Here is a 12005-nt window from a genome sequence, read left to right on the forward strand (position 1 = left end):
TAGACTCGGGACCATGCCCGACACCGCTTCCGCTCTGCCTCCTCACCTGCTCATCGCCGCCCTCGGTGGGACGATCGCCTCGACCGCCGACGGCAGCGGCGGGGTCGCTCCGGCGCTCAGCGGCGCGGAGATCGCTGCGGCCGCCGGGCTCGACCGGATCTGGCCGGATCTGCAGACGGACTTCACGCAGGTCGCACAGGTCTCGAGCGCGAACGTCACGCTCGAGATGCTCTTCGACGTCGTCGAGCTCGCGCGGTCGACGGATGCGCACGGCATCGTCCTCACGCAGGGCACGGACACGCTCGAGGAGACGGCGTTCGCGCTCTCGGTGCTCAATGATTCCGGTGTTCCGATCGCCGTGACCGGGGCGATGCGCAATCCCACTCTGCCCGGCGCCGACGGTCCTGCGAACGTCCGTGCCGCGGCGCTCACAGCGCTCTCACCGCTGGCCCGACATCTGCCGGCCGTTCTCGTGTTCAACGATGAGATCCACGATCCCCGTCACGTGCGCAAGGCGCACGTGTCCTCGACCGCCGCGTTCACCTCGGGGCCCGTGCTCGGGGCGATCGGCTGGGTCAGCGAGGACGTCGTCCGTCTCCCCCACGCACCCCAGCAGAGTCTGGCCGGCTCTCCGTTCGCCGGCCGTGGCCGTCCGGAGTCGCTGCCTCCGGTGGCCCTCGCCGAGGTGGGACTCGGGGAACCGGCGGAGACGTTCGACCGCCTCGGCGAGGCCGGGTTCGCGGGTCTGGTCATCGCCGGAGTCGGCGGCGGGCACGTGCCCGAGCATCTCGTCCCGGCGGTCACCCGCCTCGGCGCGCAGATGCCCGTCGTCCTCGCCTCGCGACCCGGGGCGGGGGCGAGCCTGACGAGGACGTACGGCTACGTCGGCGGCGAGATCGGCCTGCTCGAGGCCGGACTCATCCCCGCGGGTGTCCTTGATGCGAGGAAGGCGCGGATCGCGCTGACCCTGGCGCTCAGCCATAACCTCGATCCCGCCGAGGTATTCGCGCACTTCGCGTGAACCAGGCTCCTCGCTGAAGGCGCAGAGCACTACACGATATCCATCGCCCGTCCCTGGGAGAACCGAAACACGAGCACTATCCGAAACAAGTGCATTCACACGTCTTCACAACTTCTAACATTTCATGACATACTCTTTCATGACGGTGTGTCACAAGGCACAGTCAGAAGACAAGGAAGTCGAGCATCGGATGACCGCAATCCCCGCACGCACAGTGCCCACCCGCAATTTCTTCGGCTTGTCCAGTTCCCTGTTCTGGGGGTATGTGGCAATCGCATTCTTCATGACAGGCGATGGCCTCGAACAGGCATTCCTGTCCGACTATCTCGTCAATGCCGTTGGCTTCAGCACGGATCAGGTCGGAACGATCTTCACCGTGTACGGGCTCATGGCGGCGATAGCCGCCTTCGCCTCCGGCGTCCTCGCCGAATACTTCGGTCCACGCCGAGTCATGGCGCTGGCGGTCGTCGCCTGGATCATCTTCCACATCGGATTCCTTCTCTTCGGAGTCATGCAGGGCGATTACGTCATGACCCTTGTGCTCTATGCGATCAGGGCGTTCGCCTATCCGATGTTCGTCTACGGCTTCGTCGTCTGGATCTCCTATGCGGCTCCCTCAAACCGGCTTTCGTCGGCGATGGGTTGGTTCTGGTGCTTCTATTCGCTGGGCGTCGGAGTGTTCGGTTCCTACCTGCCCAGTCTCGTCATCCCCGTCGTCGGCGAACTTCCCACACTGTGGAGCTCGATCGGCTTCGTCTTCGTGGGCGGGCTCATGGCCGCATTCCTGGTCAAGGGTCGCGGACCCGACCACTCAGGCCCCCGGACGTTCGGAGGGCTCGGAAGAATCCTCGGCGAGACGATCGCCATGCCGTTCCACAATGTCCAGCTGGCCTACGGCATGGTCCAGCGCATCATCAATCAGATCTCGCTCTATGGTTTCATCGTCATGCTGCCCATAGTCTTCGTCCGTGACATCGGCTTCGCACAGACGACCTGGCTGCAGCTGTGGAGCCTCGTCTACCTCGTCACGGTGTTCACCAACCTCATGTGGGGCGTCCTCGGCGACAAGATCGGCTGGGTGCGCACCATCCGCTGGTTCGGTGCCATCGGGATGTTCGTGGCGACCCTTCTCATGTATTTCGTTCCGAAGCTCTTCGGCCCCAACCCCTGGCTCGCCGCGATCGCTGTCGTCGTGTTCGGATTCGCGATCGCAGCTTACGTTCCACTCTCGGCACTCATGCCTGCGCTCGACCCGCATCGGCGCGGAAATGCGGTAGCCCTGCTGAACCTGGCGGCGGGTCTGTCGCAGTTCGTCGGGTCACTCATCGTCACCCTCCTGTGGAGCACGATCGGCACTACGGGGACGGTCATCGCCCTTGCCTGCACCTACCTCGTGTCGTTCGCCCTGAGCTTCCTGCAGAAGGTCGACCAGAATTCCCTCACCAAAGCGGACGAGGAGACGGCTGCCGCACTCACAACAGCCGAGCCTCCGGAATCGGGAGCACCGCGTGCCTGAGTCCGAATTCGATGCCTGCCGCCAACGCAGCAGTTGTCATACGACGTTCGGAATCGAAGCCCTGTACGGCCCGAGCTGCTCGGACTCGGGATCGAGCTCAGTTGCGAGAGTGGCGATGTCCTCGGTGCGCACTGCCGATGCTGTTGCCTCTTTGCCCAGCTTCTGTGAGTGGACGCCGACGACGACTTCCGAGGCCGCCCGTGAGAACGCCCTTTTGACCTCCGCTTCCTCGAAGGTGTCCTCTGAACATCCGCTTTCGTCGATGGCCGCCGCCGAAGCGAAGAACAGTGGGAATCGCATGGTCTCGAGCGTGGCAGAGGCTACTGGCCCAACGAGAGAGTCGCTTCGCTCATCTGCCGTTCCGCCGGTGAGCACGGCGACGACTCCCGGCCTCCTCTGCAGGGCTTCGAAAGTGAGCAGGCCATTCGTCACCACGGTCAGCCGACCAGAACCGGTGAGCATGCTTGCCAGGCGATGCATCGTCGTCGACGAGTCCATGGCGATTACGCCTTCGGACGGCACCAGCGGCAACAGCTTCTCGGCGATGAGTCGCTTCTCAGCCGCATGGCTGCGGTCGCGATTCTCAAAGCTCATCGGACCAGCTGTCACTGCCCCGCCGCGAACCCGACGGGCCAGCCCGACCGATTCGAGGACGTCAAGATCTCGACGGACGGTCATTTCGCTGACACCCAGAGCCTTGGCAGCGCCGACAAGCGAGACCGAATCAGCGGTCTTGAGCTCGGCCACCAACCAGTTGCGTCGTTCCTCCGATGCCAATGAACCCATGATCCAATCCTAAGGTGGCCGCCCCTTGACCGTCGGACACGTCACCCCGGTCCCATCGAAGAGCCGATCAGTTCCAGCACAAGCAATCCGAAAGAAGAAGGCAATGACAGTGAAGGTCCTCGCAGCCGGCGACAATTTCATCCTCCCCGAAACGTTTTCCAAGGCACTCGCATCAGAACTGGGAGATCGCGTGGACATCAGCGAACTCCTGCTTCCTTGGCCGGACACGCCTTTCGGTGCGGTCGGCGAAGTCGACGAGGCATCGGGGTCCGAGGAGGAGCTGATCGCCGCATTGGACGGAAGAGCCGCACTGGTCACCCAGCTCGCCCCCGTTACGGAGCGCGTCCTCGACGCGGTTCCCGGGCTGCGCTTCATCGGGGTGTCACGCGGAGGCCCGTCCAATATCAACGTCGAGGCGGCCCGCGCACGAGGAGTGCTCGTCGTCAACGTTCCCGGTCGCAACGGGGTCGCTACCGCTGAGATGACCTTGGGCCTGATCCTGTCTGCATTTCGTCGCATCCCCGTCGCTCACGGCAACCTGCTCAGACGCGAATGGCGAGGAGACTTCTACCGCCACGACCATGTGGGACGTGAGGTCTCGGGCTCGACGATCGGCCTGGTGGGCGCGGGAGCCGTGGGCTCTCATGTCGCGAAGGTGCTCGCCGCGATGGGCGCTGAAGTCATCGTCTACGATCCGTATCTGCCTGCAGGTGCCCTCGAGGGAACAGCGACGGTCGTTTCGGATGTCGACGACCTCTTCGCCAGAGCGGATGCAGTGTCGATTCATGCCCGTCTCACTCCGGAGACCGCGCGCCTCGTCGATGCACGACGGATCGGACTGATGCGCCCTGGCAGCATCCTCGTCAATGCCGCCCGAGGCGGACTCGTCGATTACGATGCCGTCGCAGACGCGCTCGAATCCGGCCACCTCGGCGCTGCGGCATTCGATGTGTTCCCCGACGAACCTGTGAACATGGACGAGCGGATCCTCCAGCTCGCCCGACAGGGCTACGACGTGGTTTGCACGCCCCACATCGCAGGCGCCAGCACGCAGACGGCTGAACGCGCTGCCAGCGGTGTCGCACGCGAACTGCGACTCGCCCTCGACGGCGCCCAGCCGATGCACCCTCTCACCGACGCACAGCCCTTCGTCGCCTCAGCCGCAAGGGCCGAGAGATGAGCACGGCAATCCTCCTCGGCATCGACGTCGGCACATCCGGAGTCAAGGTGGTCGCGTCGACTCTCGACGGCAGAATGCTGCGCGACGGCGTTGCACGCTACCCCACCGCCGTCGGCACCGGTGACAGCGGTGCCGAACAGGATGCCGAGGCGTGGTGGTCCGCTCTGACGGAGATCTGCAACGGGGTCGTGGCTGACTCCCCAGTGGCGTCGGTGGCAGTGACCAGTCAGGCACCCACATTGGTTCCCATCGACGACGAGGGCCGAGCTATCGGACCCGCGCTCACGTGGCTCGACCGACGCGCTGTCGATCAGGGAGAGCGGATCGCTCAGATCGCTCCAGGACATCGGCACGGCAGTGACCCGTTCTTCGGCACGGCCAAACTCGCATGGCTGATCGAAGAGCGGCCCGAGATCGCCGCGCGGACAGAGCAGGTGCTCAGCGCCAATGGGTTCATCGCGTTCAGACTCACAGGGGCTGCGACCCTCGATGACAGCACGGCGTCACTCATGCAGGGCTTCGACGAAACGACCGGTCGGTTCGACGATCGCCTGCTGGGGACCGGGCTGGGCGTCGAGCTCCTCCCCGAGGTGGTACCGACAACCGAGATCATCGGGCATGTCACCGCCGACGCTTCGGCTGCCACCGGAATACCCGAAGGCACTCCGGTGGCGGCCGGAGCCATCGACTCGGTAGGCAGCGCACTGGAAGCCGGGACACTCGAAGTAGGCGATCCCCTCGTCGAGATGAGCGGGTTCTCCAGCGTGACTATGCTGGCGGTTCCCCGCGCAACAGCGGTGCCCGGGTTCATCCATTCTCGGCACTGCATCCCGGACGTCGACCTCCTCATCACCGCACAGGTGACTGCAGGCGCGACTGTGGACTGGCTCAACCGCACCGTCGGAGGAGAAAGCGACCTGCGCGAAATCGGTCCCCTGAGGCAACGTTCGCGTCCTTCGCGCCTGACATTCGTTCCCGCACTCGCCGGCGAGCGCACGCCGAGCTGGAATCAACGAACGCGTGGGCTCATCGACGGCATCGACTTGGCCAGCGACGGAGTCGACATCATGCTGGCAGCCATGGAAGGCAACGCCTTGGCTCTGGCCACGGATATCAGGGTGCTGCGGGAGCGAGGCTTCGATGTCCGGACGATGCTCAGCACCGGTGGCGGCTCGGCGTCCGATGTCTGGATGCAGATCAAAGCGGACGTACTCCAGTTGGGGGTCGGGCGACCGCGGGCAGGACATGGTGCAGCTCACGGTGCGGCCTTCCTCGGCGGGATCTCGGTCGGAATCCTCGGCATAGGCGATATCCGGGGGTTCGGTGGCGAAGTCGAGTCGAGGTTCACTCCGGATCCGATGATGGCATCGCCCTACGCGCAGAAGCTCGAGCGTTTCGAGACATTGCTCGAGATGGCGCGGGATCGATAACGGCCGCGAGCGACATCCTGTCCGCCGGAGGCACGCCCAATCGGTTTAGGATGTGGACCATGCCCATCGGCTCGAGTCTTTCATCGCAGGAGCGTCGCCAGCGCCTCCTCGCCATGCTCGATTCCGGCGGTGAGATCCGAATCGACTCCTCCGCCGAGTCATTGGATGTCTCGACCATGACCATCCGTCGAGACCTCGGCGAACTCGAAGCCGAGGGGTTGCTGCGTCGGGTCAGAGGCGGCGCTGTGCCCGCCGTTTTCGCGAGGCCCCACGAACAGAGACAAGCAGTCCGCGCCGCAGCGAAGGCCGTCATCGCACAGAAGACGCTTCCCCTCGTCCCCGCAGAGGGCTTCGTCGCCTTCGACGCCTCGAGCACGATCACGACTCTGGCTGACGTCTTAGCACCGCGCGATGGTCTCACCGTGCTGACGAATTCGGTTCCGACCGGGGAAGCACTCGACCGATGGGCGGGTGTCGACGGCCTGCTCACGGGCGGACGACGTGATCGTGCCACCGGGAGCCTCGTCGGCGAATTGGCCACGAGGAATGCAGGCGCCTTCCACACTGAGGCGTTCTTCGCATCAACCGGAGGGCTTGATGCGGAGATCGGATGCACCGAAGTGTCACTGGCGGAGGCCGAGGTGAAGATGGTGCTGTCCGAGCGAGCGCGCACGACGATTCTCTGCGCAGACTCGTCGAAGCTCGGTCAGAGGTCGACCGCCTCGTCGCTCTCACTCGACGGCGTTTCTGTGCTCGTCACCGAACTGGATCCCAGTGATCCTCGCCTCGACGCATTCAGGGACCTCGTCGAACTCCGGTGACGAACATCCCACACTGGATGAATCACACCGAGTTCCACGCGAGCGCGCTCACTGCGACTCATCCCCACCCACCTCGGCGAGCCCCTTTCACATCATGCATCTCTGCGGTGCTCAGTCATCGCCGTGAAATTCCAGGAACGTATGGCGCGTCATGTTATTTAATGTTACTTTTAACATGTTCAAACATACGACCGCCCATGCAAGGGAGCACTCGTGGCAACCGTCAACAACACCGTGGAACAGCTCGTCCAGCGATCGAACTCTCTCGGAGCAGATCCGCGCAACACCAACTACGCCGGAGGCAACACCTCGGCGAAGGGCACCGACATCGATCCCGTCACGGGAGAGGACGTCGAGCTGCTGTGGGTGAAGGGGTCGGGGGGAGATCTCGGAACGCTGACCCCGGAAGGCCTCGCGGTGCTTCGCCTCGACAGGGTGCGCGCGATGACACAGACCTACCCCGGTGTCGACCGCGAAGACGAAATGGTAGCCGGATTCGACTATGCGCTGCACGGCAGAGGCGGAACTGCCCCCTCCATCGACACGGCAATGCACGGTCTCGTCAACGCCGATCACGTCGACCATCTCCATCCGGACTCCGGCATCGCGATCGCCACGTCCGCCAACGGGGAGGAGCTGACTCGGAAGATCTTCGGCGACAAGGTGCTCTGGGTGCCGTGGCGTCGGCCCGGATTCCAACTCGGACTCGACATCGCCGAGATCAAGGAGGCCAGCCCGCAGGCAGTCGGCGTCATCCTCGGCGGTCATGGCATCACCGCGTGGGGCGATACCTCGGCGGAATCCGAAACGAACTCGCGGTGGATCATCGACACAGCCGCGAAGTACATTGAGGATCACGGCAGCGCGGAGCCCTTCGGTGCGACTCGAACGGACTACGCGGCCCTTCCCGAGGACGAACGCCGCAGCAAAGCGGCTCGGCTTGCTCCGCATCTGCGTGGGATCGCGTCTCACGATCACGCGATGGTCGGCCACTTCACCGACTCCGATGCCGTCCTGGAATTCCTCGCGGGAGACAAGCTGTCCGCGCTCGCCGAGCTGGGAACGAGCTGCCCGGATCACTTCCTGCGCACCAAGGTCAAGCCGATGGTCATTGATCTGCCGTCGGAGACACCGGTGGACGAGATCCTTGCAGCCCTGCCGGCGTTGCACGAATCCTACCGAGCCGACTACCGCGCATACTACGATCGTCACGCCGCCTCGGATTCTCCGGCGATGCGCGGGGCAGATCCCGCAATCATCCTGGTCCCGGGGATCGGGATGTTCTCCTACGGGGCGGACAAACAGACTGCCCGAGTAGCTGGAGAGTTCTACGTCAACGCCATCAACGTGATGCGCGGCGCAGAGTCTTTGTCGACCTACAGTCCGATTTCGGAAGCGGAGAAGTTCCGCATCGAGTACTGGTCGCTCGAAGAGGCCAAGCTGAGAAGAAAGCCTGCCCCGCGACCGATGGCGACGCGAGTCGCATTCGTCACCGGCGCCGCGAGCGGGATCGGCAAGGCGATCGCCGCTCGACTCGCAGCGGAAGGGGCCTGTGTCGTCATCGCCGACCTCGATCTTGAGAAGGCGCAGACTGCAGCGGCCGAGCTCGGTACCAGCGATGTCGCCATCGGCGTTGCCGCGGATGTGTCGAATGAATCGGATGTGCAGGCAGCGCTCGCCGAGGCGAGCCTGGCGTTCGGAGGTGTCGATCTGGTCGTCAACAATGCCGGTCTCTCCCTGTCGAAGCCGCTGCTCGAGACTTCCGAGAAGGATTGGGATCTGCAACACGATGTCATGGCCAAGGGATCCTTCCTGGTTTCGAAGAATGCTGCTCGGATTCTCATCGATCAGGGAATGGGAGGCGACATCGTCTATATCTCGTCGAAGAACTCGGTCTTCGCCGGCCCCAACAACATCGCCTACTCCGCGACCAAAGCCGATCAGGCCCACCAGGTTCGACTGCTTGCAGTCGAACTCGGCGAGCATGGAATCCGTGTGAACGGGATCAATCCCGACGGCGTTGTGCGTGGATCGGGGATCTTCGCCGGCGGCTGGGGGGCGCAGCGAGCCAAAACCTATGGGATCGACGAGAAGGACCTTGGGAAGTTCTATGCGCAGCGGACGATTCTCGGCCGCGAGGTCGTCCCGGAGACTGTCGCCAACGCTGTGTTCGCCCTGTGCACGTCCGACTTCTCACACACGACGGGGCTCCATGTTCCCGTCGACGCCGGAGTCGCGGCCGCGTTCCTGCGCTGAGGTCGATGTGCCTTCGGGCATTATGCCGTTCGGTCTCATTCGACGACCGCTGCCGCCTCGGCGAGAAGATTGCCCCTGATCTCTCGCCGAGGCGGTGGTCACTCCGGCTTCGTCGATTCGCGCATGATCAGCTCTGGAGTGAAGCGAAGATTGTGATGCCCAGTCGAGCCCGCCGATTCTTCGCTGAGCAAGGTTTCGACTGCTGTGCGACCGAGCAACTCGGCCGGCTGCCGCACCGAAGTGAGCGGCACAATCGTCGAATACGCATAATCGATGTCGTCGTAGCCGACAATCGCCAGGTCGTCGGGGACCGTCAGGCCTGACGACATGATGACGGCCTGCATGACCCCGACGGCGATCAAGTCGTTCGCGCAGAACACGGCATCGGGTCGTTGCGACCGGGGCATCGCGACGATTTGCTGGCCAACGGCTCGGCCGGCAAGGATCGTCTGCTCACCAGAGTCGAACACCTCGAGCCCGAGACCAGCGTCGTGTGCCCGCAACGTGGCCCCTGCCAAACGATCGGCGACCTGCGGAAGCGTCAATGGGCCGCCGACGAACGCTGGCCGGACACTTCCGCCCGCAATGAGGTGGTCGAGAGCAAGACGTCCGCCCGCCACATTATCGACTGTCACCGACGACAGCGATGCGCTTCCGGGCTCACGGTCGACGAGCATCACCGGTGTCCCCCGTCGCGACGCACCTTCGAGTCCGCTGAGGTCAGAGCCCGCAGGAGTGACAAGAAGCCCGTTGACGCGCTGTTCAGCGAAGAGGTCGACGTACTTTCCCTCTCGGCGCTCATCGGTTCCCGAATCTCCGAGCAGCAGTGCGAGGCCGGCGCGGTCGCATGCATCCTGTGCACCCCGAGCAACGGAGGCGAAAAAGGGGTTCGCTGCGTCGAGCACCACCAGACCGAGGCTGCTGCTTCGTCCGGATCGCAGCTGTCGAGCCGCCGCATTGGGGACGAATCCGAGTTCGGAGATCGACTGATTGACCTTGGCCAACGTTTCCGGCGAGACCTTCTCAGGAGTGTTGACGACGTGTGAGACGGTGCCGATCGAGACTCCGGCATGTGCCGCGACTTCGCGCATGCTCACCTTGGCCATCGTCGTTCCTCGCCGCCTGGTCACAGGGTCAATGCTCAGGCACGTAACTTCTCAACTGACCCTGATCATAGTCTTGATCTCATCGTTTTGCGGCTCGGACCAGGCTAGGCGCGCGTCTGCAAAGGCGAGAGACCGACTCACGAGACCGTCGGCATCGATGCCACCAGAAGCGATGAATTCGACGACCTTAGGCCAGGTGAATGCATAGCGCATAACTCCGTGAAGCGTGACTTCCCGTTCGATCACCGCTGACATCGGCACGGACGCGGACGCGCTCCCGACACCTATGAAAACCATCCTTCCACCAGGTCGAACATGGAAGAACCCATCGTGGCGCACGGAGTCGATGCCCGTGCATTCGATGAACGAGTCCTGATCGTCTGGCGCTGACGCAAGATCCGAATACACCTCAGCGCCAAGCTCCGCTCCTCGCTGACCACGAAATGCCTGCGGTTCGACTAGCCCAATGCGACTTGCTCCAGCTAGCCGGCAGAGTTGAACAACGAAAAGACCCACCGGACCCCCACCAGCGACAAGGACGCGATCCCCCAGGCGGACACCAGCCTTCTCGATGCCGTTGAGAGCGACTGAAACAGTTTCCACCATCGCAGACGCATCATCGCTGACGTTGTCGGGGACGGAATGGGCATTCTCGCTCGGGACGCTCACGAATTCCTGAAGTCCGCCATCCAAGCCAGGAACTCCAAAGAACTTCTGACTCGGGTCGATGTTGTACCGCCCGCTTCGCGCTTCCCGAGATGTCCAGTCCGGCACGAGCGGCTCGACGGCGACGCGATCGCCTATCCGTTGCGGCGATACCGCTTCGCCAACAGATACGATCGTTCCACCGAATTCGTGGCCGAGCACGGTTGGCTAGGTGACAATGTCACTGCTCGCTCTGCCCTCGCGGTAGAAATGCTTGTCAGAACCGCAAACGCCGACTGAGCTTACACGCACCAGCACCTCTCCCCGACGCGGCAGCGGAACGGGGCGTTCTTCCATGCGCAGATCGCCGGGCCCGTGCAACACCCATGCCCGCATCGTTTCCGGCAGATCGACCGCAGACTGCTCGTCGATGTTCATCGTTCCTCCGATAGTTGTTTTTCAGGTTTGGGAGAACTGGGGCGCTCCGCCGGTGAAAAATCTCCATTTCGCAGGGAACTCTCTATTTCTTCGAGGCTTCTTCCTCTTGTCTCAGGCACGAACCGCCAAACAAAGATCAGCGCAGCAACATTGACAATCGCCAGAGCGCCGAACACGAGTCCAGTGCCCAGCCGGTCAGCCAGGAAATAGAGCACCAAGGTCATGAAGAAATTTGTTACCCATAGCACGAACGAGCACAGCGCTACTGCTCTGCCTCGCACTTCAAGTGGGAATATTTCGGCCATGTACAGCCAGGTCATCACGGAAAGACTTCCGCCGTTGAACGCGAAATAGCCGGCCAGACATACGATCACCAAGGCTTGAGTTCCTCCACTCAGCTGCGGAGATTCGGCGGCCGACCAAGGAAGAACTGAAGCGAGTACAGCAAGAACCACAACTGCACCCGGCAAACCGATGAGAACCAGCCTCCGTCGTCCCAATCTCTCAAGCAATGCCATGCCCACAATGGTGGAGACAAGAAGAGACGCGCCGACTCCCACTGACCCGAGAGTAGCCGCGGAGTCTCCGAAGCCTGAAAGGGCCAACAGGGAAGGCGCGTAATAGATAATTGCGCTGATTCCGGTAGCCTGCGAGAAGAAGGCCACTCCGATACCTGCAATGAGCGCTGGTCGCACCCAACGCGCCCGCAACGCCTTCCACGAACCTGGGGTGTGACACTTCTCGTAGACAGTCGTTACCAGGAAGGCACGACAGGGAATCATGTCTACGAATCGCAGGACGTTCAC

At 63.1% G+C, this 12005-nt stretch carries 11 protein-coding genes; 6 read left to right on the top strand and 5 right to left on the bottom strand.

All coding sequences use genetic code 11. From position 1 onward, the window contains the following. The first annotated feature begins 13 nt into the window (after window positions 1-13). Window positions 14-1021: an asparaginase gene (locus AAHA49_RS15170; protein ID WP_342038878.1), complete on the top strand. Its 1008-nt coding sequence runs from the start codon at window positions 14-16 to the stop codon at window positions 1019-1021. Window positions 1022-1211: 190 nt separating this feature from the next. Further along, window positions 1212-2537, top strand: a complete 1326-nt coding sequence (locus AAHA49_RS15175; RefSeq protein ID WP_342038879.1) for an MFS transporter — start codon at window positions 1212-1214, stop codon at window positions 2535-2537. A gap of 36 nt (window positions 2538-2573) precedes the next feature. On the opposite strand, the gene AAHA49_RS15180 is transcribed toward AAHA49_RS15175, so the two are convergent. Further along, window positions 2574-3323 carry a DeoR/GlpR family DNA-binding transcription regulator gene (locus AAHA49_RS15180; protein ID WP_342038880.1) on the bottom strand — a complete coding sequence of 250 codons (750 nt, stop codon included), beginning with the start codon at window positions 3321-3323 and terminating at the stop codon, window positions 2574-2576. Between the two features lie 103 nt (window positions 3324-3426). On the opposite strand from AAHA49_RS15180, the gene AAHA49_RS15185 reads away from it, so the two are divergent. The 4 genes from AAHA49_RS15185 (at window position 3427) to AAHA49_RS15200 (ending at window position 9010) form a co-directional block, all read left to right on the top strand. Next, entirely contained in the window at window positions 3427-4503 is a 1077-nt protein-coding gene (locus AAHA49_RS15185; protein ID WP_342038881.1) for a 2-hydroxyacid dehydrogenase, read from the top strand. Then, entirely contained in the window at window positions 4500-5933 is a 1434-nt protein-coding gene (locus AAHA49_RS15190; protein WP_342038882.1) for a xylulokinase, read from the top strand. Before AAHA49_RS15185 ends, AAHA49_RS15190 begins: the two co-directional genes overlap by 4 nt. A gap of 59 nt (window positions 5934-5992) precedes the next feature. Next, window positions 5993-6754, top strand: a complete 762-nt coding sequence (locus AAHA49_RS15195) for a DeoR/GlpR family DNA-binding transcription regulator (RefSeq protein ID WP_342038883.1) — start codon at window positions 5993-5995, stop codon at window positions 6752-6754. 213 nt (window positions 6755-6967) lie between these two features. Further along, entirely contained in the window at window positions 6968-9010 is a 2043-nt protein-coding gene (locus AAHA49_RS15200) for a bifunctional aldolase/short-chain dehydrogenase (RefSeq protein ID WP_342038884.1), read from the top strand. A 98-nt stretch (window positions 9011-9108) separates the two neighbouring features. On the opposite strand, the gene AAHA49_RS15205 is transcribed toward AAHA49_RS15200, so the two are convergent. The 4 genes from AAHA49_RS15205 to AAHA49_RS15220 form a co-directional block, all read right to left on the bottom strand. Beyond that, window positions 9109-10116 (bottom strand): LacI family DNA-binding transcriptional regulator, encoded by a 1008-nt coding sequence (locus AAHA49_RS15205; RefSeq protein WP_342038885.1) that lies wholly within the window; start codon window positions 10114-10116, stop codon window positions 9109-9111. Between the two features lie 51 nt (window positions 10117-10167). Beyond that, window positions 10168-10983, bottom strand: coding sequence for a zinc-binding dehydrogenase (locus AAHA49_RS15210; protein WP_425286523.1), 816 nt, complete (start codon window positions 10981-10983; stop codon window positions 10168-10170). 6 nt (window positions 10984-10989) lie between these two features. Continuing rightward, window positions 10990-11199, bottom strand: a complete 210-nt coding sequence (locus tag AAHA49_RS17880; RefSeq protein ID WP_425286524.1) for a hypothetical protein — start codon at window positions 11197-11199, stop codon at window positions 10990-10992. Further along, a partial coding sequence (locus AAHA49_RS15220; RefSeq protein WP_342038886.1) for an MFS transporter occupies window positions 11196-12005 on the bottom strand: 810 nt, incomplete at its 5' end. The genes AAHA49_RS15220 and AAHA49_RS17880, both read right to left, overlap by 4 nt.

This window comes from Brevibacterium ammoniilyticum (genome assembly GCF_038429965.1).
GTDB classification, from domain to species: domain Bacteria; phylum Actinomycetota; class Actinomycetes; order Actinomycetales; family Brevibacteriaceae; genus Brevibacterium; species Brevibacterium ammoniilyticum.